This window comes from uncultured Dokdonia sp., assembly GCF_947492815.1.
GTDB lineage: Bacteria > Bacteroidota > Bacteroidia > Flavobacteriales > Flavobacteriaceae > Dokdonia.
The window spans coordinates 1-26,142 of the sequence record NZ_CANLOB010000036.1; the positions used below are offsets into that span (position 1 = coordinate 1).

The following is a 26,142-nucleotide window of genomic DNA, read 5'->3' on the forward strand; positions in this document are numbered from 1 at the left end:
GCTATTTCGGAGAAAAAATATTTGATAGGCTAGTAATAGCTAGTATTACAGCTAATGGACATTAAGCGGATATACAAATATTCAATGTAAAAATTGAAAGTACTGAAAAAAAAGATAAAAAATAATTGACTTATGTTGTTTACCTTACTTTTTTTTCTACTTTTACAACATAACAAATTCATAATGTTTACAAACGTTTATTACTGGAATAACTATTTCTTTTTCTTCGGGCAGTTGAAATCGGGACGGTGATTGTAATAAATACACTCAAAAATTCTTAAAGTCCTGATTTATCATCGGGACTTTTTTTTGTTTTAAAGAGGAGTTGTTTTAAAATGTGAATTGTTATTGTGTACATCAATTAAAATAAGATTTCTACGAAAGTGGAAGTGAAATAAAAGTCGAATGTGGGATGAGATTCCCGCCTTCGCGAGAATAAAATGAGTATAGCAATTCAAGGCGTAAAAGGATCATTTCATCATAAGGTGGCTCAAACATTTTTTGAGTCTAATGTGTCTGTACTAGAGTGTATGTCTTTTCCATTACTTGTAGATCAATTGGTATCAGGAAATGCTACAGCTGCTGTTATGGCTATAGAAAACTCTATAGCAGGAGCTATTTTACCTAATTATGCTCTAATAGATCAGTATAAGCTTACCATTGAAGGCGAGTTTTACTTAGATGTACAGCACAATCTGATGGCATTGTCAGGACAGGCAATAGAAGCTATTAAAGAAGTATGGTCACATCCTATGGCATTGATACAATGTCGTGCTTTTTTTGAAAAGTATCCATCTATAAAACTCGTAGAAGCTACAGATACTGCTGCTGTAGCACATCAAATTCAAAAAGAGCAACTCAAAGGAATTGCTGCTATTGCTAGTGAAACAGCATCTCAGATTTATAAGTTGGATATCATAGCACCTCAAATACAAACGATAAAGCATAATGAAACTCGTTTTTTCATTTTAAACACAAAAGAAAAACAAATCAATACAGATTGTAATAAGGCGTCTATTTGTTTTAGAACAGATCATAAAAGAGGAAGTTTAGCAACCATTCTTAATGTAATGAGTGATTGCAAGCTTAATCTTACCAAGATACAGTCTATGCCAGTTATCGAAATGCCATGGCAATATGCTTTTTTTGTAGATGTGACTTTTGAAGCTTATAGCGATTATGAAAAAGCAAAAAAGGTATTGGAAATTATGTCTACAGATTTTAAAGTATTGGGCGAATATAAAAATCAAAAAAGATGATACAGCCAGCAAATAGATTACTAGAGACCAAGGAGTATTACTTTTCGCGAAAGCTTAAAGAGGTACGTACATTAGAGGCTGCAGGTCATCCTATCATAAATATGGGAATTGGAAGTCCTGATGTGGCTGCACCAGATACTGTCGTAACGGCATTGAATACAGCTTTAGAAAATTCAAAAGTGCATCAATATCAGAGTTATACGGGAATCCCTGAGTTGAGAGAAGCTATGGCAGCTTTTTATAAAAGACATTATCAAGTGCAGGTAGATCCAACTACAGAGGTATTGCCATTAATGGGGTCTAAAGAAGGGATTATGCATATTAGTATGGCATTCTTAAATCCTGGTGATAAGGTGTTAATTCCTAACCCTGGGTATCCAACCTATAGCGCCGTGACAAAATTAGTTGAAGCAGTTCCTGTGTTTTATGATCTGGATGCAACACAACATTGGTTACCTGATTTAGATGCTATACAGAAACAAGACCTTAGTGAAGTGAAGATTATGTGGGTGAATTACCCACATATGCCTACAGGAGCAACTGCAAAAGATGGTTTTTTTGAAAAATTAATTGCTTTTGCAAAAACAAATAATATCCTTATCGTAAATGACAATCCGTATAGCTTTATTCTTAATGAGCATCCTAGCTCTATTCTCAATGTTGAAGGTGCAAAAGAGATTGCCTTAGAGCTTAATTCTTTAAGTAAGAGCTTTAATATGGCGGGTTGGCGTGTAGGAATGGTTATGGGGAGTCAGACACATATAAATCATATTCTGAAAGTGAAATCAAATATGGATAGTGGTATGTTTTATGGCATTCAGCAAGGTGCTATTGCTGCATTACAACTTGATGCCTCTTGGTTTGAGTCTATCAATACACTATATACAAAACGTCGAGATCTTGTCTATACACTTGTAGAAAAATTGGGGTGTACATATGAGAAAAATGGAGTGGGTCTTTTTGTGTGGGCAAAGCTTCCTGAAGGAATAGATGCTGAGGTTTTTATAGATGAAGTGCTTCTTGATAAACACATATTTATAACACCGGGAACAATATTTGGAAGTCAGGGAGAGGGGTATATACGTTTTAGTTTATGTGTTACAGAAGATCAAATTAGAAAAGCTATAGAACGATTTTAAGTACGCTTTCGCGAAATCGAACTTATGAGACCTGCCTGCTTGCAGACAGGTTTACGACCACAGGGAGAGAGAAACGATAAAGCAAATAAAGAAAAACAACAGTTGGAAAAAATTTACATCATAGGAATAGGGTTGATCGGAGGTTCTTTTGCAAGAGATCTTAGAAAAATATATCCAAAAGCTACATTTTTTGGAATAGATACAACACCGCTACATATTACGGAAGCAGTGCGAATAGGGTTAATTGATGAAGAAGCGACAATTTCGACGATAGAAGATGCAGATATGGTCGTGCTTTCTATTCCTGTAGATATTGCCTTAGAAGTGCTTCCCAAAGTGTTAGATCAAATAAATGATCAAACATTAGTCATAGACATGGGCTCTACTAAGGCGTCTATATGTGAAGTGGTGGCTACTCATGAAAGAAGAAGAAATTTTTTAGCCTGTCATCCTATTGCAGGTACTGAATTTTCAGGGCCAATGGCTGCTATAGAAGGGCTTTATAAGGGAAAGACAAATATTATTTGCGAGGTGGAAAAAACAAGTTTTAAACTCCAAGAAAAGGCTTTGCAATTATTTACGTCTATAGGGATGCGTATTCGATATATGGATCCTGTTTCTCATGATAAACATATTGCATATGTATCACATTTGTCACATATAAGTGCTTTTATGTTAGGGAAAACAGTGATTGATAAAGAAAAAAATGAACGAGATATTTTTGATATGGCGGGAAGTGGTTTTGCATCTACAGTAAGGCTGGCAAAAAGTAATCCTACTACCTGGACATCCATATTTAAACAGAATAAAGACAACATTTTGGAAACATTAGACGAGTATATGTATAATCTAGCACATTTTAAGAAATTGATGCAAGAAGATAATTTTACTGGAGTATTTGAAGAAATGGAGAATACCAATCATATTAAAGAAATATTAAAAGGAATTGAATAAGCCTGAAGAGGTATAAAATTAGAATACTATGGAGAATAAGAAAGAACTTAGAAATTGGTTAGACGCTTTTGGTTTAGATCATCCACTTGTAATTGCAGGACCATGTAGCGCCGAAACAGAAGAACAGTTATTAAAAATTGCGCATCAGCTTAAGGAGACAGATGCTACTGTATTGAGAGCTGGAATATGGAAACCTCGTACACGACCTGGTAACTTTGAAGGGGTTGGTGCATTAGGGCTAAAATGGTTGCAAAAAGCAAAACAAGAAACAGGAATGCTTACCACCACAGAAGTGGCAAATCCAAACCATGTCGAACTTGCTTTAAAACATGATGTAGATATATTATGGATTGGGGCACGTACTACAGTATCTCCTTTTATTGTACAAGATATTGCCGATGCACTTAAAGGAACTGATAAAACAGTATTGATTAAAAATCCTGTGAATCCAGATTTAGCTTTATGGTTAGGAGCTGTAGAACGTTTTCATACAGCAGATATTAAAAATTTAGGAGTGATACATAGAGGGTTTTCTACGTATGAAAAAACACGTTATAGAAATAATCCAGAATGGCAAATAGCCATTGATCTTCAAAATCGTTTTCCAGATCTTCCATTAATTTTAGATCCTTCTCATATTGCAGGACGTCGTGATATTATTCATGATCTGAGCCAGACTGCATTAGATCTGAACTATGATGGTTTAATGGTAGAGACACATTATGACCCTGATAATGCATGGAGTGATGCTGCACAACAAATTACTCCAGATACATTAATCCAAATGATGATTGATCTTAAAATTAGAAAAGTAGAAGGAAGTGAAGTAGAGTATAATAATAAAATTAATACACTACGTACACAGATAGATGTGGTAGATCATCAACTTATAGAGTCTTTAGGGAAGCGTATGAAAATTGCAGATCAGATAGGGCATCTTAAAAAAGATAATAATGTAGCCATATTACAGACAAAACGTTGGAACGAAATTTTAGGAAAGATGATTCTTGAAGGAGAGCAAAATAATCTAAGTGAAGAATTTATTCTAAGAGTATTTAAAGCAGTACATCAAGAATCTATTAATCACCAACAGAAAATTGCACTTTCAAAATAAGAGATCTTATGTGTAGGCACGCCCAAAAGGTTTAATACTTTGAGATTTATCTCAAGGTAGTTTTAAATAATTATAAGGCTATATAATGCCCAATGAATGTATGGAACATTCATTGGGCATTATTGTTTTATAGTAAAATTGATAAGAATAATAGGGATAATTAGAAAGGTGATTTTTGTAAGTATTTTCTTTTTTTTAAGAAAATAACAGTTTTTAAGTCGATAAAAAACACAAAAAGTATGATAAAGTGCGTAAATAATCCTAAATTAGTAGCTTAAATCTATAACGCTTAATATTTTTTATTTTCCCTAAATGATAAAAAAGAAAAAATGTGTGTTATTTATTGACGATGATAAAGCTACAAACTTCTTCAATGAACGTGTTGCTAATAACTATGGTTTTTTTAAAAAAATAATCACAGTTCAAAGTGGCATAGAAGGATTAGACTACCTTATGTCTTGTCATTCTAATAACAATCCAAAACCTGATTTAATTTTTCTGGATATAAATATGCCAGCGATGAATGGTTGGGAATTTTTGGATAGATTTAATGCACTCTCAGAAGAATATATTAGGGGAATAAAAATAGTAATACTAACAACATCTTCTGAACCCAGTGATATAGATAAGTTTAATAAGAATAATAGTTTACTTGATTATGTAAACAAGCCAATCAATCTAGATGTATTAACTAATGTTATGCAAAAAATTTTAAACGTCACATAATCTAATTTAGGTTTCGAATGAAAAATAGAATATATAAAATCCTACTAGTAGATGATAATAAGGCAACCAATTTCTTTAATAAACAAATTTTAAAGAAATATGGTTTTGAAGGAGAAATTGTTGTGAAAACAAATGGTTTAGAAGCTATAGAGGAAATAGAAAGCTCGGATATGGCTGATATTATATTTTTAGATATCAATATGCCTATTATGAATGGTCTTGAATTTTTAGAAGAAGTACAAGATATAGAGTCTTATAAACTATATACTCCATTGATAGTGATTATGATGGGAGTACCATTACATCCTGAAGATTTAGAAAAAGTAAAAAAAATAAATAATGTACAATTAATGCATAAAAAAATGTTGTCTAATGATGCTGTAACTAAAGTGCTTTCATACTTGCCAGAAGGTATTGCACTATAGTTTTATTTAATTAAATGATTTATTTTAAATAGAATGCTTAAGAAACTATCCCTAACTGTTTTTCTTTCCTTTCTTTTTGTAAGTATCGGATATGCTCAAAATACCGTGAAGGTTTTTGGTAATATATCTGATCAATTTGGAAACCTTCCAGGTGCTCGTGTTTTTATAGAAGGAGAAAACTCCTCTACATCAACAGATATAGATGGTAATTATACCATGCAAATGCTTCCTGGAGATTATATCATCACTGCTTCTTTTACGTTATATAAGACAGTTTCTAAAACAATTACTGTAGTTGAAGGCGTAGCACTAAAAGTTGATTTCTTGCTTGAAACGGGTTTCCCTGTAAATCAATCAGTAAGTATTGATTCTAAATCTATAAATTCATCTCTTTTTAATGCAAGTTCTCCTATAGAGGTAGTAACAGCTCAAGATATAGCAAATTCTTCGCAATATGATTTAAGTCAAGTACTGCAATATTTAGTGCCTTCATTTCATTCTGCAAGACAAACAATAGCTGATGGTACAGATCATGTAGATCCTGCTGCTTTACGAGGTTTAGGACCTGACCAGATCTTAGTTTTGATTAATGGAAAAAGGCGTCATAATAGTGCTTTGCTAAATGTAAATGGGACTGTTGGGAGAGGAACTGCAGGAATAGATTTTAATGCTATTCCCGTAACTGCAATAGATAAAATAGAGATATTAAGAGATGGCGGAACAGCTCAGTATGGATCTGACGCTATTGCAGGGGTCATAAATATTATTCTTAAAGAAGATATTAATGAAACTGTAGTGTTTGCAAAAAATAGAATAAATACAGAAGGCGACGGGTACATTTATGTGTTAGGTGCTAACTCAGGATTTAAAATTGGAAAAAAAGGATTTGCAAATCTTACGGGAGAGTATAGAAATAGTGAAGCGACAAATAGAGCTGGTAATTATACAGGAACTGTATATACAAATGATGTTGAATTAGATAATCAACTCATAGAAGAAAATGACTTTTTTGGACAAACAGGATTTTCTGATAGAAGAATTATTGAAGCAGGAAATGCAGCAACAGAGAATCTTTCTATTGCTCTCAATAGTGAAATTGAAGTTTCAGATAACACTACTTTCTATCTATATGGATTAAGAAATAGTAGGATAGGAAAATCTAGAGGTTTTTATCGTTTGCCAAAAGATCAATTACGAGTAGTGACAGAATTATACCCAAATGGTTTTTCTCCTCAGATAGTCACTAATATTATTGACAATTCGCTTTATGCTGGATTTAAAAAAGAACGTAATGGTTGGAATGTAGATTTTAGCCATGGAATAGGCGTAAATCGTATTGATTTTAATATTTTTAATTCAAATAATGCATCCCTTGGAGTAGATTCTCCGCGCAATTTTTTTGCAGGGACTTATAGGTATACACAACACGCTACAAACCTAGATATAAGCAAAGAAGTTAATTGGCTAAATGGAGTGACAATTTCTTTTGGAGGGGAGCTTAGAAGAGAAAATTATACGATTTTAGCAGGTGAAGAGGCTTCTTATATAAATGGTGGAGCAACTTATATTAACAATGAGGGAGAAGAAGTGCCACGTATAGCAGGATCTCAGGTATTTCCAGGTATATCTCCTGATAATGCCATTAGTCGCTCTAGAACCTTAAATTCTATTTTTTATCAAGTAGATGCTAAAGTAACAGATAAATGGTTTGTTAAGGCAGCTGGACGATCTATGTCTGGACGAAATGTTTTTGATGGCTTGATATGGAAATTATCTTCTAGGTATAATTTTAATGAAAATTTTGGATTGAGAGTAGGATATAATACAGGTCGTAGACCTCCTTCATTACATCAATTGTTCTTTCAAAATATAGGTACACAGTTTGTGTCTACAGGGCCTGCGCAAATAGGAACTTTTAATTCAGAAAGTGAAGTAGCAAGAGCTTTTGGAACACATAATATTAAACCAGAATCTTCTACATATTTTAGCGCTGGTTTTAATGGAAAGATTGCTGACAAGCTTACCTTTTCATTTAATTATTATGATATAAGGATTAAAGATAGAATTGTTCTTTCAGGAAGAGTTTCAGAAGGTTTTGAAGATATTTTAGATCCATTGCAGGTAGATATCGCTCAATTATTTACAAACGCTTTAGATTCTCGTACAAATGGCTTTGATGCTACTTTTGGATACCAAGCTTCTATTGGTAGAGGAAGACTTAGTACAACACTTACAGGTAATATAACAGAAACAAAAATAAGAGGGGATATCAATGTGCCAGAGCCTTTTGTAGAAGTTGGTCTTGAAGATATATTCTTTAGCAGGGAAGAGATTGCTCGTGTTGTTTCTTCTCAACCAAGAAGTAAGTTTATCTCAACATTTACATATGATATAAACAAATTTAGATTCTTAGCAAGAAATACATATTTCGGAACAGTACTCTTTATTTTTCCGTTAGACGTGACTCCTGAGGATTTTGTTATTAATGATTTTACAGGATTACCACAATCAAGAGATCAGAAGTTTTCTTCAAAAATTTTAACAGATCTATCAGTGTCTTATAAGTTAAATAATAGTATTGATTTTACGATAGGAGGAAATAATATTTTTGACGTTTATCCAGATAAAATTAATCATTCAGCGTTAACGAGAGAAGGTCAATTTATATATAGCAGAAGAGTACAACAGTTTAATGTTAATGGAGCTAATTATTTTATTGGTTTTCAAGCAAAATTTTAATCATTTTGAATATAGTATTAGGTCATATAATTAGGAGGTGCATCATTTGGTGTATGTTACTTTTTTGTACTGTACATATAATGCATTCTCAAAGTACAACAGATGAGGTAGAACGGCAACAACGTGCCATCTTCATTTTTAATTTTGCACAACAAATTATCTGGCCTTCAGAAAGTCAAAAAAATGCATTCACTATTGGTGTAATGGGTGCAGATCCAACGATTGTGAATGTGAGCCAGATAGCTCAAAAAAGATTTGTTTATGGAAAACCTATTCAAGTAAAACGTATTAATAGAATTAGTGAGATAGATGATGTACATATTGTGTATGTACATAAAAAATACAACTTTAATGTTGGTTCTATTTTAAAAGCAATAAGAGGTAAAAGGATTTTGTTAATTTCAGAAGGGTATGACTATAACGCTTCTATGATTAATATGATTAGAGCGGAAGGAACTTATAAATATGAGATTAATAAAAAACTAATATCTAGAGCAAACTTAAGAATGACTTCTTCATTAGAAGAATTTGCAATAAGTTCTATTGATAAATGGCAAGAACTATATAGAAATGCTGAAGAAAAACTTTCTGCTGTTACTGAAGAAAATCAGCAACAAAAAGAAATTATAGAGCAACAGCAAGAAGAAATAGGAAATCAACAAGAAGCAATTGTCACACAATTAAAAGAGTTAGAAACAAAAGAAGAGGTGATTCTTGAAAAAGATTATTCAATTCAAAATTTATCGCTAGACAGTGAGCTTAAAAATATAGCCTTAAAAGAAAAAATAGCACTAGAAAAAGAGTTAGAGCAAAACATACAAAAACAAATTAAGCAACTCAAAGCACAAGATGAAAAAATCAAGCAAAGTGACGAACAAATAAAGCAACAACAGGAGTTTTTAGAATATCAGAATGCAGACATCTTAGAAAAAGAAGCTATTTTAAAAAAGAATACAACAACAATTCTCAACCAAAAAAGAGCAAATTTATTCCTGATACTTCTTTCAGTTTTTCTAGTGCTAGCTAGTTTATGGATATTTCTTAGTAGAAGAAAGAGTAAAAAACTTAATAGATTGCTTAAGAAGCAGCACACCGCTATAGAAAAACAATCAGAACAACTAGCTTCAAAAAACAAAGAGCTTGAACAATTTGCATATATCGCAAGTCATGATTTACAGGAGCCTCTTAATACGGTATCAAGCTTTATAGAACTTCTTGAAGTTGAGTATAAAGAAACGTTTGATAGTGATGGAAAGGAAATTCTAAACTTCATAAAAGAAGGGAGTGTTAGAATGAAAAAGCTTATTAATGCACTATTAGAATATTCGAGACTTGGTCGTGATTCAAATTTTAAGGAGGTAGACTGCACTATTATTTTACAGGAACTTAAAGCAGATTTGAAAACTGTAATAGAGGAAAATGGTGTGTTAATAGAAACTAAAAATCTTCCTTTAGTAAAGGGTAACGAAATTGAGTTAAGACTATTATTTCAAAACCTCATAAGTAATGGGATTAAATTTAGATTACCAGAGACTAACCCCCACATTTCTATTAACTGTAAACCATTAGAAAAAGTGGTGAATGATGAGGTTCAAAAATATTGGCAATTTTCTGTAAAAGACAATGGGATTGGAATACCAAAAAAATACCAAGATCGCATTTTTGGAATCTTTCAAAGACTACATACTAGAGAAGAATATAAAGGATCAGGAATTGGACTTGCTCATTGTGAGAAAATTGTAAAATCACATGGGGGGACTATATGGTTAGAGTCTCAAGAAGGACAAGGAACAACTTTTTATTTTACAATAGAAGCATAAAAAAACTTCCGATACCATAGGTATTAGAAGTTTTTGTAATAAGTTGTATGTATTAAAAATTTATTGCTTTACTCTTTTAAAGATATATCGAGTAATAAAGATACCGTTATTATCGCCTTTACCTCCTGCACTTTCGACAGCACTAGCTACAAAAGCTAAATCCCATCCTTGTGCTAACATATCGTTAATCTTTGATTCGATAAGAGCGTCGTTTGAAGCAATGTTCTGAAAACGAATACCTCCAAGGTTGAAGAAGTTTAAAAGTTTTGTTTCATCAAATCCTTTTACTCTGATTTCCTTTCTTTTTGATTTATTACGTGTATTATCTTCTTCTGTTTGTGTAGAAGTATATTCTTTATAATCTCTAGTGTCATTTGCAGAGACAATACGACTACGACCTAATCCACTAGGAACAATAGATTCTACAGAAGTGATAACTTTTACTTCATACTGCTGTGCCTGAATGTCTAGTGATAATAAAGAAACAAAAGCGAGTGCTAGTAAGATTTTTTTCATAATGCGTTGTTGTTAAATGGTTTTTACAATCACAAATTAAATGAATTCGTATGTAAAAAGTAACTATTTTTGCTATAATTAATAAGTATGACAGGAATTGTATATAAATCTACTGGAAGTTGGTATACCGTAAAAACGGAAGACAACCAATGGTATGAGTGTAGGATTAAAGGAAAGTTTCGAATTAAAGGAATTAAAAGTACAAACCCTGTTGCTGTAGGAGATATTGTAGATTTTGATCTTGATACTAAGAGTGATGTAGCCACAGGCGTCATTACTCATATTCAAGAAAGAGAGAATTATATTATTAGAAAATCTGTAAACCTATCTAAGCAAACACATATTATTGCGTCAAATATCGACCAAGTTTTTTTACTTATTACATTAAATAATCCACCTACATTCACAGCTTTTATTGATCGTTTTCTAATTACCGCAGAGGCATATGGGATAAAAGCCATATTGCTTTTTAATAAAATAGATACGTATACGGAAGATGAACTTCTTGAGATTAAGTTTCTGGCAGCAATGTATCGAGAGATAGGATATGAATGTATGGGTATTTCAGCACTTAAGGACACAAATATAGATGCTGTAAAGCAAAAAATGGAAGGTAATGTCAATATGTTTACAGGCCATAGTGGTGTTGGTAAATCTACATTGGTAAATGCCATAGAGCCTAATTTGAATCTTAAAACAAAAGCAATTAGTGAACAACATATGCAAGGACAACATACCACCACCTTTGCAGAAATGTATGACCTTAGTTTTGATGCAAAAATAATAGATACTCCTGGTATTAAAGGTTTTGGGATTGTAGATATGGAGCGAGAAGAAATCGGAAATTATTTCCCAGAATTTTTTGAATTAAAAAGCGAGTGTAAATTTAATAATTGTCTTCATTTGGAAGAACCAAAATGTGCCGTAAAAGAAGCATTAGAGAATGATGAATTACACTGGTCTCGTTATAAAAGCTACGTTCAAATTCTGGATGGAGATGAAGAACAATACCGTAAAGATCAATACGCAAATTAATAAGGTATGAAAGTTATTATTCAACGCGTATCTGAGGCATCTGTTACCATAGATAATACGATAAAGTCTAGCATTAGAAAAGGATTTCTAATATTGTTAGGAATTACCCATGATGATACACAAGAAGATATTGATTGGCTCGCTAATAAAATTGTTGGACTACGTATTTTTGGTGATGAAGATGGGGCTATGAATCTTTCTGTAAAAGATATTGACGGTGATCTATTAGTTATTAGTCAGTTTACATTATTTGCAAGTACAAAAAAAGGAAATCGCCCTTCGTTTTTGGAAGCAGCTCGACCAGAAGTAGCGATTCCGCTTTATGAGAGTTTTATAAATACGCTTTCGCGAAAGCATACCAAGAAAATTCATACTGGAGAGTTTGGAGCCGATATGAAAGTAAAGTTACTAAATGACGGTCCCGTTACTATTACTATAGATTCAAAAAATAGACAATAAATTTTTGCTATCTCTGTAACTAGCTTTATATTACCCCCAAAAAAAAGGGGGATGCGTTTATTACTTTTGTGTTGCATATTACTGCAATCCACATTTCTTGTTGCTCAAAGCGAATTTGACTTACAATCTATTATATTACCGTCTGATCTCAAAGAGAATTCAGATAGTATCATAAGAGATGAGCAAATCGTAGTGAATATTCCAGATCAACGTACATTAGAATATAATATCTACAGAGTTATAACGGTACTTAATAAAAGAGGGATGAGCGATATAGATGCCATCGCTTATTATGATAAAAATTCGAGAGTTAAGAAACTAGAAGCGACTATTTATGATAAGCTAGGAGCAGAGATTAAAAAAGTCAAGAAAAGTGAATTTAAAGATGTAAGTGCTGTAGATGGAGGGACTCTTTTTTCTGATTCAAGAGTTAAATACTTAGATTATACGCCAGTTTCCTATCCGTTTACAGTAGTTTTTAGCGCATCTACGGTTAGTAACGATACTGCTTTTATCCCTTACTGGTATCCTAATGGTACGTATGAAAGTAGTACTGCTAAAAGTAGCTATACAATAACGTATTCATCAGATCTTCAATTGAAACACAAGGTGTTAAATCCTAACGATCAGATAGTAATTAATGAATCTCCAGGTAAAATAGAAGTTTCAGTAAAAAATTATAAAGCATTCATTCCAGAATCTTATAGTTTAGGCTTTAAACAGTTAGTGCCTAAGGTGATTTTTGCATTAGATAAGTTTCATCTTTCTGGGGTTGATGGTACAGCAAAAGATTGGGCGAGTTATGGAAAATGGATGAACGATTATCTTTTAAATGGAACAAGAGAATTGCCTGATGAAACCAAAGCCGAAATAATAAACTTAGTAGCAGGAGAAACCGATAACATTGAGAAAGCACGTAAGATTTATGAATATGTGCAAGAAAAAACACGTTACATTAGTGTGCAAATAGGTATAGGTGGATGGAAACCTATGTTAGCCTCAGAAGTGGATGCCCTAGGGTATGGAGATTGTAAAGCACTTACTAATTATACAAAATCATTATTGGAAGTTGCAGATATTCCTTCTTATTATACGGTTTTATATGCAGGAGATGATAAAAGAGATATACAACCAGATTTTGTCTCTATGCAAGGGAATCACGCTATTTTGAGTATCCCCAACGGAGATGATTATGTGTGGTTAGAATGTACAAGCCAAGAAATTCCTTTTGGATTTATTGGTGATTTTACAGATGATAGAGACGTGGTTATTATTACTCCAGAAGGAGGCAAGATTGTGCATACAAATATTTATGATCACTCAAAAAACACACAAATTGTAAAAGGAACGTGTACAATTACTTCAAAGGGAGCTATAGAGGCTCAAGTAAGTATACAATCTAAAGGCATACAATATAATGATCGTTATCGTTTAGAAAATCAAACGAATAGTGATCAAAAGAAACATTATTATAATTTCTGGAAACATATCAATAATTTAAAAATAGATACTATTGATATAGAAAATGATAAGAGAGCTATTGTAATGAATGAAAAGATCGCTTTTTCTGCAGATAATTATGCCAGTTTTGCAGGTGAAGAAATACTTGTTTCTCTCAATGCAGTTAATAGATATACGAGTGTTCCTAAAAGGTATAAGAAAAGAAACCTTGATGTATATATAGATAGAGGATTTGTAGACGAAGATGAAATAATAGTAACGATTCCAGAAACGTATAAATTACCGGATGCTTTTGAAGATATTCATTTAGAAAGTGAATTTGGAAGCTATGATCTAGCCTTTGAACGTATAGATGATACTAAAATAAAATACACTAGAAAATTTTCCATGTATGATGGCACTTTTTCAAAAGAAAAATATAAAGACTTTAGATCATTTGTAAGAAAGGTTGTTCGTTATGATGGTCAAAAAATTGTACTTACTAAAATTTAAATAAACTATGATGAGAAAATACGTATTAGCACTTATAAGCTTTATCGTGTTAGGGCAATTAGCTACTGCTCAAAATTATAAATTTGGAAAAGTTTCTAAAGAAGAACTTGCAGAAACTTCTCATAAATCTGACCCAGAAGCAGATGCTGCCGTACTGTATAGAAAAACTAATACAAAGTTTAATTATAGTCAAGATGCTGGTTTTGTCGTAGTAACAGAATTTCAAGAACGAATAAAAATATATAACAAAGAAGGATACGATCTAGCTAATCAGCAAATTGGTATGTATCAAGGTACGAGTGATGAAGAATTAGTCACATCACTAAAAGCGGTGACGTATAACCTAATAGATGGCAAAATCAAAGAAAGTAAACTACAGAATAACGGCATATTTGAAGAAGAAAGAAGTAAAACATTAAAAGTCAAAAAGTTTACAATGCCAGATATTCAGGATGGCTGTATTATTGAGTTTAAATATGTATTCACATCTCCTTTCTATTCTACGATAGATGAATTTCGTTTTCAGGAAGATATTCCAGTTGATAAAGTTGAAATGCGATTTTTTGCCCCAGAATATTTAGTGTACAGAACACACGGGAAGGGAGGGATTCCTCTAGGACTAAGAAAAGAAAAAAAGTCACGTACTATAAGATATAGATATGAAGATAAGAGCCTACCTCAAGCAGGACAAGTAAACACCTTAGCTAGAGGGTCACAGGCACAAAAAAGAACTACTGCCGAAGTAGAATTTACTGAAAATGGATATTTAGTAGATCTTGAAAATATACCAGCTCTTAAAGAAGAGCCTTTTGCAGGAAATCTAGATAATTATACGTCAGCTTTACAATTGGAATTAGCTTATACAAAATTTCCTAATTCTCAAGTACGTAACTATGCAACAACTTGGGAAGATGTAGCAGAAAAAATATATAAATCAGATAATTTTGGAAAAGAATTGGGAATTACAAAGTTCTATAAGAAAGATGTAGATGCATTGTTGTCTGGAGTAGCAGATCCGAAAGAAAAAATGATGAAAGTATATGATTTTGTAAAATCAAAAATGACTTGGAATGATTACTATGGAGTATATAAAGATAAAGGTGTTAAAAAAGCATACGCTGAAGGAACAGGAAATGTAGCAGATATTAACCTAATGTTAGTATCTATGCTTAACTATGCAGGAATAGAAACAAACCCAATTCTAATAAGTACGAAAGCTAATGGGATCCCTTTTTTTCCTACAAGAACAGGGTTTAATTATGTGATAGCTGGAGCAGTTCTTGACAATCGATTATTTCTTCTTGATGGAGTTGATAAAACAGGAGCTCCTAGTATTTTAAGAACAAACCTTTTAAATTGGAAAGGAAGAATGGTTAGGAAAGATGGTAGCTCATTATTAGTAGACCTACTTCCACCTAAACCAGCAACACATATAAGTCTTATGAATCTTGAAATAAGTGAAGATCTAGTAATCACAGGGAATTCAAAAAATCGATTTACAGGACATTATGCTAAAGGTCAAAGGGCTAGATATAGAAATTTAAATGAAGATGAGCAATCTGAAAAGATGGAAGAAAATTTTGAATCTCTAGAAGTGATGGATCATTCATTTGAAAGTATGAAGGAAAATGATAAACCTTTAACATTAGAGTATAATTTTGAAAATGAGGAAGCTGTTGAGGTTATTGGTAATAAAATGTATGTGTCACCACTTCTTCATTTAGCAACCAAAGAAAATTACTTCAAAGCAGAAACCAGAACATATCCTATAGATTTTATACACCCATGGACAGATAAGTATAATGTATCTATAGAAATTCCAGAGGGATACACTGTAGAGTCTTTGCCAGATCCATTATCTATTAATCTGTCTAATAATATGGGATCATTTAGATATGGGGTTTCTCAAAATGGAGGGAAGATAATAGTGACCTTTCAAAACGCCATCAAAACATCAGTTATAGGAGCTGAATACTATCAAGATCTTCAGCAGTATTATAAAATGATTTTAGAGAAAGAAGCAGAAAAAATAGTTCTTATAAAATCATAAAATCATATATGTCAAACACAATACGGTATTTACTTCAATTAGGTCTATACAGCTTTATTTTTTTTCATAACATTTATGGTTTTGGGCAAAAAAAGGTATCGTTTGGTAACGTGACATTAGAAGATTTTAATAACAGTCATGAAGAGGTCTTTCCTGATGCAAATGCTATTGTTTTATATAGGTATGTAGAAGATGAAATAGGAGACTATATATTGGTACATGAGCGTGTTAAAATTGTAAACGAAAAAGGATATGATGTCGCTAATGTTAAGATACCTTATGGAAATGTAATTAAATTAGAAGGAGCTACATACAATATAATAGAGGGAGAAATTCAGCGCACCAAGCTTAGTAAGTTTTTACAAGGCAGCGACAGCAAAATTAAGATTGCAAATGCACGTAAATTTACAATGCCTAATGTACAAGTTGGTAGTGTAATAGAGTATAGGTATAAAGCAACGAGAGGTACCCATTGGGATATACCCATGCAATATAATATCCCAATAAGAAAGCTGAATATTACATTAGGAAATGCTACAGGGTATAATTTTAAGTTTTTACAAAACCCCAGAGCCTTATTAGATATAAATACTAAGAGTTATTCAAGTACAACAGTCATTGTTGCAAATGATATAGAACCTTTAGAGGAAGAAGTGTATGTCTCTGACATCGAATCCTACAGATCTAAAATCGAAATAGAAAATATAGGTCCAATGAGAAGACAGTCACTTAGGTCTTTTGATGACTTAGTAGAAGTATTACTTGATACAGATGATTTTACTCGTGGATATTTGCCTAGAAATAGTTACAAAAAAGAACTTGAGAGTATTATTGGTGAAGAGAAAAATGCATATAAAATAGCAGCATTATTGTATAAGTATGTGAAGAAGAATTTCACATGGAATGAATACTATGGTATTTTTCCAGACAATGAATCTTCTAGAGTAGCTTTTAACACAAAGAAAGGAGATATCGCAGATATTAATTTGCTATATGTATCTATGTTGAGGACCATGGGTATAGATTCAGATCCGATACTTGCCTCTACAAAGTGGAATGGATTTCCTGTTACTGCTAGTTGGGAATCATTTAATTATGTGTTGGCCGGAGCAAAGATTAATGGAAAGCAATATGTTTTTGATGTCGCCAATACTAAATCTAATTTTAAAATGATTCCAGAAGAAATTCTTAACTGGAAAGGGTTAATGATTCATGATAATAAAACATATTCATGGGTGGATCTGAAGAATGAATCAATATCTGGAATTAATAGAATTATTAACCTTTCAATAGATGATTCATTAGTAATAGAAGGCGATGTTAAAGAACAAGCTTCAGGCTATTATGCAATGAATTTTGAACAATATCAAAAAGAAGATGGGCGAGAGAGTTTCGATAATGCAAAAGAAGTGATAGGCTATGAAAAAGATAATTATCAAATCTCAGATTTTAAACTTCAGACATTAGATAGTATTAATGATAAAGTTTTTTGGACCTATACCTTTGAAAATGAAGAAGGGGTTGAAGAAATAGGCGATAAAGTGTATTTCTCACCACTAATTTTCCTTGCACTGACAGAATCTCCTTTTAAAAAAGAAGAAAGAAGATATCCTATAAGTTTTGGCTTTCCAAAACAGATAAAAAATATCATCACTATTCAATTTTCAGAACTATATAAAGTAGCATATCTACCTTCTCCCGTTAGAATAAATTTGCCCGATAATACAGGCTCTTTTGTATATAATCTTAATGCATCTGGTAATTCAATTACATTAACGACAAGTTTTATTGTTGGAGAAGGAGAGATCCCATCAGAAAAATACCTAGAAATAAAAGAGTTTTTTAAGTTACGGGTCGAAAAAGAAAAAGAAAAAGTAGCTTTGATAAAAAAGTAATCATTGAACACACATTGACTTTTTTGTTTGGAACCAAGAATAAATGCTTTTTTGTGATAATGTATTGATTTTTAATTCTATAGTGTAGCTGTGGAAGTTGGAATTTTCAAATAAAAGTTAAGATACGTTTATAATATATATAATTATGCTTTCGCGAAAGCAATAAAAGAACCATTTAAATAATGCGATATAGCATTTTTATTTTGATACTATTTCTTTTTATCGCTCCTGTAAATGCTCAGGAATTTAAAGCAGGTAAGATCAATAAAGAATATTTTGATATTCCTTTAAATAAGGAGGAAAAAGCTGCGCCTGCTGTTTTCTTAAATAAATATAGAAGGACGCATTTTGAATATCGCGACGAACTTGATGGTTGGCTTTCCTATACAATTGTACACGAGGTAGTAAAGATTAATAGTATCTCAGGATTTTCTTATGGTACAAAGAAAATACAACTCTATAATGAAGTAAGAGAGTCTGAGGTTGTAAAAAAAGTAGAAGCGTATACCTATAATATAGAAGATGATAAAGTGGTTAAAGTTAAAACCCCTAAAGAACGTATTATAAAGAGTGCTATTAATGATAACTTAGATGAGGTTACTATAACAATGCCAGCCATTAAACAAGGTGCTATTATTGAGTATAAATATATTGTAGAGTCTTCTTATTATGAGATAGACGATGTTATTTTTCAAGAAGATATTCCAGTTAAAAATGTATTTGCAATTATTGAAACACCTCAGTTTTTTGATTATAATAAATTTGTTAAAGGATATAGAGACATTGTTTCTAAAGATTATGTAAGGCTACGCCGAGAGAATGCCAGTTTTGAACTGAGAACCCCTTTTGGCGGGAGGACTAATAAAACACTTGTCAATAGAATAAAATACAATGATATTGTTTCAGAATATCATCTACAGGATATTCCAGCACTAAAAGAAGAGCCTTTTGTAAATAATATGGAAAATTATAGAATTGCTGTTGTTTATGAATTAGCTACCGTAGAATTTAAAAAAGGAATTAAAGAAAAAAGAGCCAAAAGTTGGGATGAAGTAGCAGCATATTTAAATAATCCCGCTCGTGTTGCTGGACAAATTGATAGGGCTAGTTTTTTAAATGATATAAGTGATACTTTAAAGTCAAAATCAGTAGCAACCTTAGATAGGATGCATCTTGCCTATCGGTATATACAAGATAGAATGGTATGGGATAAAGAAGGGAATAAATTTAGATCACAAGATTTAAAGAAAGCGTATTACCAAAAGAAAGGCACAGCCTATGAGATTAATGCATTATTGGTATCTCTTTTAAAAAGAATGGGATTGCAAGCAGCGCCAGTAATGGCAAGCACCAAAAATAGTGGAATTCCTATATTTCCAACAGTAGATGGCTTTGACTACGCTATAGCAGCTGTTTATTATGATAATAAATGGATATTAATGGATGCTTCTGGTAAAAATCTATATCCAGGATTATTGCCAGAACGTGTTATGAATTGGGAAGGTAGACTCTTAAAAGAAAATGGAACATCTCTAGCTATTCCGTTGTTTTCAAATCAACATTCTGATGATAAATCTTCCGTTATAGTCTCTATAGATAATAAAGGAAAGATCTCAGGTAAATGCCGTAAAAAATACACAAACAATGAAGCGCTTTATATTAGAAATATCCTTAAAGGAGAAGATCAAGATTATAAAGAAGATGTTGTCAAAGAAATTATAAATGAAAATAATGTCTATGATGTTGTTTTTGAATTAGACAAACTATCTGAACCAGCAATTATTTCCTATAGTTTTGAAACTTCAAATTATACAGAATTAGTAGATAATAAAATCTATCTCTCTCCTCATTTATTTCTAGAGAAACCAGAAAACCCATTTAAAGCTTCAACAAGAGAACTTCCAATAGATTTTATATACCCAAGAATTGTTGAAAATACAATTACCTACAAACTTCCTAAAGGATATGCGGTGCATAGTATGCCAGAATCATTAGTGCTAAAGCTTTCAAGCGGATTAGGATCCTATAAAATAGCCTTTAAACAAGTAAATGGTCAAAGTATACAAGTCATAAGTTCTTTTAAAAATAATAGTACATTAGTAAAAGCAGATGCGTACCAAGAAATTAAAAATTTCTACGAACAAATTGTTACTAAAGAAAAAGAAAAAGTAGTTTTGATAAAAAAATAATCATGAATATTTCAAATGCACAACAAGCTGTAGACGATTGGATCAAAAATCATGGAGTTCGTTATTTTAATGAACTTACAAATATGGCACAGCTCACAGAAGAAGTAGGGGAGGTTGCGCGTATCATTGCAAGACGATATGGAGAACAGAGCGAAAAAGAAAGTGATAAAGATAAAGATCTTGGAGAAGAATTAGCAGATGTGATGTTTGTAGTGCTTTGTTTAGCAAATCAAACGGGTGTTAACTTACAAGAAGCTTTTGATAAAAAACTAGATATCAAAACAAAGCGCGATCATGATAGACATCATAATAATGAGAAGCTTAAATAAATAATAACGATGCTTCTTAAAGTACAAAATACACAAACCCAACTCACAGGAACTGTTAAAATAACAGGTTCTAAAAGTGAAACCAATCGTTTATTGCTATTACAAGCATTGTTTAAAGGGATAACTATAAAAAACCTCTCCAATAGTGATGACGGTAAGTTAATGCAAAAAGCATTGCTAAGCGATTCAGAAACAATAGATATTCATCATGCAGGAACAGCTATGCGTTTTCTTACGGCTTATTTTGCAATTCAGAAAGGCCGTAAAACTATATTAACGGGAAGTTCGCGTATGCAAGAACGCCCTATTGGAATTCTTGTAGATGCATTACGCTCATTAGGAGCTGAGATTACGTATCAAAAAAATGAAGGCTACCCACCACTTTCTATTCAAGGAACTACTTTAGTAAAAAGTGAAGTAACACTTAAAGCAAATGTAAGTAGTCAATACATCTCTGCATTAATGCTTATTGGCGCCACATTACCAGAAGGACTTACGATAGTACTCGAAGGTAAAATAACTTCTGTGCCATATATAAATATGACTTTGCAATTGCTGCATCAATTAGGAATAGAAGCAAGTTTTAAAGACCAATCTATCAAAATTTCACCGACTCAATTGGATGACTTTAAGAAAACCATCACCGTAGAGTCAGATTGGAGTAGTGCTTCCTATTATTATAGTATAGTGGCGATGATGCACAAGTCTGATGATAATAACCCTACACAAATTACAATTTCTAGTTACAAGCAGGATAGTTTACAAGGCGATGCTGTGCTTGCAGAAATATATACAAAACTTGGAGTGATCTCTCGATTTGATGGGCATCAATTGAATTTGCAATTAGATACCTCAAAAAAACTACCGGAAGTATTAGAATTGGATTTGAGTAATAGTCCTGATATTGCGCAAACCATTGCTGTAAGTTGTTTCGGACTCGGAATCGCTTGTGATTTGACAGGATTACATACACTTAAAATCAAAGAAACTGATAGGTTAGAAGCGCTTAAAGCAGAAATCACAAAATTAGGAGGGACTATTGAAGTGACTGATAAAGCGCTGCATCTTAAAAAAAGAAACACTCCTATAAAGGAAAATTGTACTATTGCAACCTATCATGATCATAGGATGGCTATGGCATTTGCACCATTAGGGCTATGTGTGCCTATTTGTATAGAAGATGCTGGTGTTGTGTCAAAATCATACCCTGATTTTTGGGAAGATTTGAAAACTTTTGGGTTTAAACAAGAGATAATTGGTTAATTACTTGACAACCCCTATCTCGAGATTGTATATTTGCCATCTTGTAAAAACGATTGTGTTGCAATATACGCTTTCGCGAAAGCAAATAAAGACCATACATACATAACTAAAAACATTGCCAACGGATGAAATTATCACATTTCAACTTTAACTTACCAGAAGAACTTCTTGCAGAACGTCCAGCAGAAAACCGTGACGAATCAAAATTAATGGTTCTTAATAGAAAAGATCAAACTATAGAACATAAAACGTTCAAAGATTTGATTGATTATTTTGATCCAGAAGATGTAATGGTTCTTAATAATACAAAAGTGTTTCCTGCACGTTTATACGGAAACAAAGAAAAAACGGGAGCACGTATTGAAGTTTTCTTACTTAGAGAATTAAATTCAGAAACACGCCTTTGGGATGTTTTAGTAGATCCAGCTCGTAAGATTAGAATTGGTAATAAATTATATTTTGGCGATGATGAGAGCCTTGTCGCAGAAGTAATTGATAATACAACCTCTAGAGGACGTACGTTACGTTTCTTATATGATGGTTCTTATGAAGAGTTTAGAAGAAAACTAACTGACTTAGGGCAAACGCCACTTCCTAAATATATCAAGAGAGATGTAGAGCCAGAAGATCAAGAGCGTTACCAAACTATATATGCAAAAGAAGAAGGGGCTGTAGCAGCACCTACTGCAGGGTTACACTTTTCAAGACATTTATTAAAACGTCTAGAGATAAAAGGAGTTAATTTTGCAGAAGTAACATTGCATGTTGGTTTAGGTACTTTTAGCCCAGTAGAGGTAGAAGATTTATCAAAACACAAAATGGATAGTGAAGAGGCATATATCCGTGAGCCAGCTACACGTGTTATTAATAATGCAATCTCGGAAAAACGCAGAATATGTGCAGTAGGTACAACTGTAATGAGAGCACTTGAAAGCGCAGTATCTAGTGGAAATACACTTAATGAGTTTGAAGGATGGACCAATAAATTTATATTTCCTCCATATGATTTTAGTATCGCAAACTGTATGATTACAAACTTCCATACACCAAAATCTACGTTGTTAATGATGGTATCTGCATTTGCAGGGCATGATTTAGTGAAGAAAGCATACGACGAAGCTATAAAAGAAGGATATAAATTTTATTCATATGGGGATGCCATGTTAATCATCTAATTTCCGAGAAGGCAGAAATCTATCGCGAAGGCGAAAATAGTATACAAAAAACTCAAGCTAATGTGCTTGAGTTTTTTTATATCCAACTATTCCTTGTGAAAACCCTAAATTTGCATTGTGACGATACAGAAAAAAGACATACGAAAATTATCTAAAGAAGAACTTCGAGATTTTTTTGTCTCAGAAGGAGATAAAGCATTTAGAGGAAATCAGGTATATGAATGGTTATGGCAGAAAGGAGCTCATAACTTTGATGATATGACAAATATATCAAAGGCAACACGAGAGCTTTTGGATACCTATTTTGTGATTAATCATATTAGAGTAGATCAAATGCAGCGCAGCAGTGATGGTACTATTAAAAATGCGGTGCAATTACATGATGGACTTGTTGTAGAGTCTGTATTAATTCCAACACATACAAGAACTACAGCATGTGTGTCTTCCCAAGTAGGATGTAGTCTTAATTGTAAATTCTGCGCCACGGCACGTTTAAAGCGTATGCGTAACTTAAACCCTGATGAGATTGTAGATCAGGTGATGGTGATAGATCGTCAAAGTAAATTATACCATGATAGACCGTTGTCTAATATTGTGTTTATGGGCATGGGAGAACCATTAATGAACTACAATAATGTACTAAAAGCTATAGATAAAATTACCTCACCAGAAGGGCTGGGAATGTCTCCAAAACGTATTACGGTATCTACCTCAGGAGTTCCTAAAATCATTAAGAAAATGGCAGATGAGCAAGTAAAATTCAATCTTGCAGTATCCTTACATTCTGCGCTAGATGATGTACGTACAGAAATTATGCCTTTTAATGAACAAATGCCATTGCAAGAACTAAAAGAAGCTTTGCAATATTGGTATGTAAAAACAAAAAAACGTATTACTTATGAATACGTAGTTTGGGACGGGATTAATGATCGTAAAATAGATATACAAGCATTATTATCTTTTTGTAAAGCCGTACCAAGTAAAGTCAATCTTATAGAATATAATCCTATAGACGATGGGCAGTTTCAACAAGCAGCTCCAGAAGCAATAGATAATTATGTAAATACATTAGAAGCAAATGGAGTTACAGTAACCGTAAGACGTTCTAGAGGAAAAGATATAGATGCTGCATGCGGACAATTAGCAAATAAACAATAAAGAGCATACACAGAAGAAACATGCATTTCCTTATCTTTGATGCTCTATGAAAGTTGTAGCGCAAATCAAAGAACCTATTTCCTATGAGATGGAACTTTTTGAAGAAAAGTTTGCACTCTCTATGCGCTCAAAAGTAGCATTGCTTAACCGTATCACACATTACATTGTGAATAGAAAAGGGAAGCAAATGCGCCCTATGTTTGTCTTTCTCGTTGCTAAAATGTTGGGTAAAGGACAAGTAAATGATCGTACCTATCGAGGAGCTTCCGTTATTGAACTAATTCATACAGCAAGTCTTGTACATGACGATGTGGTAGATGATAGTAATACACGAAGAGGTTTCTTTTCTTTGAATGCGCTTTGGAAAAATAAAATAGCTGTATTAGTTGGTGATTTTTTATTCTCAAAAGGATTACTACTTTCTATAGATAATGGTGATTTTGATTTACTACAAATTATATCTGTAGCGGTTAGAGAAATTAGTGAAGGAGAACTATTACAATTAGAAAAGTCAAGGAAGCTAGATATCACAGAAGATGTCTATTATGAAATCATAAGACAGAAAACGGCAACCCTTATAGCTGCCTGCTGTGCACTTGGTGCTTGTGCCGTGCATGCCTCAAAAGAAGAAGTGGAAAAAATGAGATACTTTGGAGAGCTTATAGGAATTGCTTTTCAAATAAAAGATGATCTTTTTGATTATGGGGATGATAAAATAGGAAAACCTACTGGAATTGATATCAAAGAACAGAAGATGACCTTGCCACTTATTTATGTGTTAAATAATGTGACTGTTAAAGAAAAAAACTGGCTTATTAATAGTATTAAAAACCATAATACTAGTAAAAAAAGAGTTAAAGAAGTGATTACCTTTGTAAAGGATCAAGGAGGCCTTGAGTATGCAACTTCTCAAATGAAAAAAAGACAACAACAAGCCTTAGATGTACTATATACCTATCCAAAATCTCAATATCGAGATTCTTTAGAACTTATGGTCAATTATGTGATCAATAGGAAAAAGTAAATGCATACTTATTCCGTTTTCGAGAACTTGTTTACGGTAGGCAGGAGTACATAATAGAACACTATAATCTACAATATTAGTAATGGAATCCTATTTAAAGAAAGCAATACAGGCAGCAATTCATGCAGGAAAAGCTATTATGGAAGTATATGCAACAGACTTTGATGTCATTATTAAAGAAGACGCATCTCCATTAACCATAGCAGATAAAAATGCAAATACAATCATTCTTGAGTATTTAGAGACTACAGCTATTCCGATAATAAGCGAAGAAAATAAACAGGTATCCTATGCGCAAAGAAAAGATTGGGAACGTTGCTGGATTGTAGATCCTTTGGATGGAACAAAAGAGTTTGTAAAACGTAATGGTGAGTTTACAGTAAATATAGCACTGATACATCATGGAACTCCTTTATTAGGGGTGATTTATATTCCAGTATCTAGGACATTATATTTTACAGCTCAAGATGCTAAAAAATCTTATAAATATGTAGTTGCTATTGATGAAGAAATTTCTGTAGAAGAAATAATGACTAAGGCTATAGCGATTGCTCCTTCAGAGGAGAAAGATCCTATTAAAATATTAGGAAGCCGTTCTCATCTTAATGAAGCAACTAAAAATTTTATTTCAGAAGTAGAAAGGAAGCATACAGTAGCGATCGTTTCTAGAGGGAGTTCATTGAAGTTTTGTGTAATCGCAGAAGGAGCAGCACATATATATCCTCGTTTTGCACCTACAATGGAGTGGGATACGGCAGCAGGTCATGCTATCTGTAAGGCAGTAGGTGTTGAGGTGATTGATCAAGAAACACAACAACCTTTACGATATAATCGAGAAAATCTATTAAATCCCTATTTTTTAGTAAATTCATTAAAGGAAGGCTTATAAATAATTTTTTAAAGGCCTCTTTATTAATAAT

General features: G+C 32.7%; 21 protein-coding genes. 20 read left to right on the forward strand and 1 reads right to left on the reverse strand.

The genetic code is table 11. The features are described from left to right. Positions 1-440: 440 nt before the first annotated feature. The 8 genes from Q1A01_RS21605 (at position 441) to Q1A01_RS21640 (ending at position 10,176) form a co-directional block, all read left to right on the forward strand. Positions 441-1,259, forward strand: coding sequence for a prephenate dehydratase (locus Q1A01_RS21605; protein WP_299685040.1), 819 nt, complete (start codon positions 441-443; stop codon positions 1,257-1,259). Next, positions 1,256-2,398 (forward strand): aminotransferase class I/II-fold pyridoxal phosphate-dependent enzyme, encoded by a 1,143-nt coding sequence (locus Q1A01_RS21610; RefSeq protein ID WP_299685042.1) that lies wholly within the window; start codon positions 1,256-1,258, stop codon positions 2,396-2,398. The genes Q1A01_RS21605 and Q1A01_RS21610 overlap by 4 nt, the downstream gene beginning before the upstream one ends. 102 nt (positions 2,399-2,500) lie before the next feature. Further along, entirely contained in the window at positions 2,501-3,352 is an 852-nt protein-coding gene (locus Q1A01_RS21615; protein ID WP_299685112.1) for a prephenate dehydrogenase, read from the forward strand. 28 nt (positions 3,353-3,380) lie between these two features. Then, complete coding sequence (locus Q1A01_RS21620; protein ID WP_299685044.1) at positions 3,381-4,466, forward strand: bifunctional 3-deoxy-7-phosphoheptulonate synthase/chorismate mutase type II; 1,086 nt, start codon at positions 3,381-3,383, stop codon at positions 4,464-4,466. Positions 4,467-4,778: 312 nt separating this feature from the next. After that, on the forward strand, positions 4,779-5,192 hold the full coding sequence (locus Q1A01_RS21625) for a response regulator (RefSeq protein WP_299685046.1): 414 nt from the start codon (positions 4,779-4,781) through the stop codon (positions 5,190-5,192). 17 nt (positions 5,193-5,209) lie between these two features. Beyond that, positions 5,210-5,617 (forward strand): response regulator, encoded by a 408-nt coding sequence (locus Q1A01_RS21630; protein ID WP_299685048.1) that lies wholly within the window; start codon positions 5,210-5,212, stop codon positions 5,615-5,617. A gap of 33 nt (positions 5,618-5,650) precedes the next feature. After that, the gene (locus tag Q1A01_RS21635) at positions 5,651-8,356 is read left to right on the forward strand and encodes a TonB-dependent receptor (protein ID WP_299685050.1); all 2,706 of its coding nucleotides are present in this window, start codon (positions 5,651-5,653) and stop codon (positions 8,354-8,356) included. 80 nt (positions 8,357-8,436) lie between these two features. Next, complete coding sequence (locus Q1A01_RS21640; protein WP_299685052.1) at positions 8,437-10,176, forward strand: YfiR/HmsC family protein; 1,740 nt, start codon at positions 8,437-8,439, stop codon at positions 10,174-10,176. Between the two features lie 60 nt (positions 10,177-10,236). Here Q1A01_RS21640 and Q1A01_RS21645 read toward each other — a convergent pair whose 3' ends face one another. Next, entirely contained in the window at positions 10,237-10,692 is a 456-nt protein-coding gene (locus tag Q1A01_RS21645; protein WP_299685054.1) for a hypothetical protein, read from the reverse strand. 87 nt (positions 10,693-10,779) lie between these two features. Here Q1A01_RS21645 and rsgA point away from each other — a divergent pair, with 87 nt between their 5' ends. From rsgA to cysQ, 12 genes are all read left to right on the forward strand, one after another. Further along, positions 10,780-11,727, forward strand: a complete 948-nt coding sequence (gene rsgA / locus Q1A01_RS21650) for a ribosome small subunit-dependent GTPase A (protein WP_299685056.1) — start codon at positions 10,780-10,782, stop codon at positions 11,725-11,727. Between the two features lie 6 nt (positions 11,728-11,733). Further along, a complete protein-coding gene (gene dtd / locus Q1A01_RS21655; RefSeq protein WP_299685058.1) occupies positions 11,734-12,186 on the forward strand; it encodes a D-aminoacyl-tRNA deacylase in 453 nt (150 codons plus the stop codon). Between the two features lie 51 nt (positions 12,187-12,237). Next, positions 12,238-14,139 carry a DUF3857 domain-containing transglutaminase family protein gene (locus tag Q1A01_RS21660; protein ID WP_299685060.1) on the forward strand — a complete coding sequence of 634 codons (1,902 nt, stop codon included), beginning with the start codon at positions 12,238-12,240 and terminating at the stop codon, positions 14,137-14,139. 7 nt (positions 14,140-14,146) lie between these two features. After that, positions 14,147-16,189, forward strand: a complete 2,043-nt coding sequence (locus tag Q1A01_RS21665) for a DUF3857 domain-containing protein (RefSeq protein WP_299685062.1) — start codon at positions 14,147-14,149, stop codon at positions 16,187-16,189. 8 nt (positions 16,190-16,197) lie between these two features. After that, positions 16,198-18,084, forward strand: a complete 1,887-nt coding sequence (locus Q1A01_RS21670; protein WP_299685064.1) for a transglutaminase domain-containing protein — start codon at positions 16,198-16,200, stop codon at positions 18,082-18,084. 203 nt (positions 18,085-18,287) lie between these two features. Beyond that, on the forward strand, positions 18,288-20,273 hold the full coding sequence (locus Q1A01_RS21675; protein WP_299685066.1) for a DUF3857 domain-containing protein: 1,986 nt from the start codon (positions 18,288-18,290) through the stop codon (positions 20,271-20,273). Between the two features lie 2 nt (positions 20,274-20,275). Next, positions 20,276-20,602, forward strand: a complete 327-nt coding sequence (locus Q1A01_RS21680) for a nucleotide pyrophosphohydrolase (protein ID WP_299685068.1) — start codon at positions 20,276-20,278, stop codon at positions 20,600-20,602. A 9-nt stretch (positions 20,603-20,611) separates the two neighbouring features. Next, positions 20,612-21,865: a 3-phosphoshikimate 1-carboxyvinyltransferase gene (locus Q1A01_RS21685; protein WP_299685070.1), complete on the forward strand. Its 1,254-nt coding sequence runs from the start codon at positions 20,612-20,614 to the stop codon at positions 21,863-21,865. A gap of 125 nt (positions 21,866-21,990) precedes the next feature. Next, the gene (gene queA, locus Q1A01_RS21690; RefSeq protein ID WP_299685072.1) at positions 21,991-23,040 is read left to right on the forward strand and encodes a tRNA preQ1(34) S-adenosylmethionine ribosyltransferase-isomerase QueA; all 1,050 of its coding nucleotides are present in this window, start codon (positions 21,991-21,993) and stop codon (positions 23,038-23,040) included. Between the two features lie 117 nt (positions 23,041-23,157). Beyond that, positions 23,158-24,198: a 23S rRNA (adenine(2503)-C(2))-methyltransferase RlmN gene (gene rlmN / locus Q1A01_RS21695; protein WP_299685074.1), complete on the forward strand. Its 1,041-nt coding sequence runs from the start codon at positions 23,158-23,160 to the stop codon at positions 24,196-24,198. Between the two features lie 46 nt (positions 24,199-24,244). Beyond that, on the forward strand, positions 24,245-25,222 hold the full coding sequence (locus tag Q1A01_RS21700; protein ID WP_299685076.1) for a polyprenyl synthetase family protein: 978 nt from the start codon (positions 24,245-24,247) through the stop codon (positions 25,220-25,222). An 82-nt stretch (positions 25,223-25,304) separates the two neighbouring features. Then, complete coding sequence (gene cysQ, locus Q1A01_RS21705; RefSeq protein WP_299685078.1) at positions 25,305-26,111, forward strand: 3'(2'),5'-bisphosphate nucleotidase CysQ; 807 nt, start codon at positions 25,305-25,307, stop codon at positions 26,109-26,111. Positions 26,112-26,142 lie beyond the last annotated feature (31 nt).

Coding starts and splice junctions, on each gene's coding strand:
- Q1A01_RS21640 (WP_299685052.1), top strand. CDS start 8,437: ATGCATTCTCAAAGTACAACAGATGAGGTAGAACGGCAACAACGTGCC.
- Q1A01_RS21685 (WP_299685070.1), top strand. CDS start 20,612: ATGCTTCTTAAAGTACAAAATACACAAACCCAACTCACAGGAACTGTT.
- Q1A01_RS21610 (WP_299685042.1), top strand. CDS start 1,256: ATGATACAGCCAGCAAATAGATTACTAGAGACCAAGGAGTATTACTTT.
- Q1A01_RS21635 (WP_299685050.1), top strand. CDS start 5,651: ATGCTTAAGAAACTATCCCTAACTGTTTTTCTTTCCTTTCTTTTTGTA.
- cysQ (WP_299685078.1), top strand. CDS start 25,305: ATGGAATCCTATTTAAAGAAAGCAATACAGGCAGCAATTCATGCAGGA.
- Q1A01_RS21620 (WP_299685044.1), top strand. CDS start 3,381: ATGGAGAATAAGAAAGAACTTAGAAATTGGTTAGACGCTTTTGGTTTA.
- Q1A01_RS21670 (WP_299685064.1), top strand. CDS start 16,198: ATGTCAAACACAATACGGTATTTACTTCAATTAGGTCTATACAGCTTT.
- queA (WP_299685072.1), top strand. CDS start 21,991: ATGAAATTATCACATTTCAACTTTAACTTACCAGAAGAACTTCTTGCA.
- dtd (WP_299685058.1), top strand. CDS start 11,734: ATGAAAGTTATTATTCAACGCGTATCTGAGGCATCTGTTACCATAGAT.
- Q1A01_RS21660 (WP_299685060.1), top strand. CDS start 12,238: ATGCGTTTATTACTTTTGTGTTGCATATTACTGCAATCCACATTTCTT.
- Q1A01_RS21625 (WP_299685046.1), top strand. CDS start 4,779: ATGATAAAAAAGAAAAAATGTGTGTTATTTATTGACGATGATAAAGCT.
- Q1A01_RS21605 (WP_299685040.1), top strand. CDS start 441: ATGAGTATAGCAATTCAAGGCGTAAAAGGATCATTTCATCATAAGGTG.
- Q1A01_RS21645 (WP_299685054.1), bottom strand. CDS start 10,692: ATGAAAAAAATCTTACTAGCACTCGCTTTTGTTTCTTTATTATCACTA.
- rsgA (WP_299685056.1), top strand. CDS start 10,780: ATGACAGGAATTGTATATAAATCTACTGGAAGTTGGTATACCGTAAAA.
- Q1A01_RS21700 (WP_299685076.1), top strand. CDS start 24,245: ATGAAAGTTGTAGCGCAAATCAAAGAACCTATTTCCTATGAGATGGAA.
- Q1A01_RS21680 (WP_299685068.1), top strand. CDS start 20,276: ATGAATATTTCAAATGCACAACAAGCTGTAGACGATTGGATCAAAAAT.
- Q1A01_RS21630 (WP_299685048.1), top strand. CDS start 5,210: ATGAAAAATAGAATATATAAAATCCTACTAGTAGATGATAATAAGGCA.
- Q1A01_RS21665 (WP_299685062.1), top strand. CDS start 14,147: ATGATGAGAAAATACGTATTAGCACTTATAAGCTTTATCGTGTTAGGG.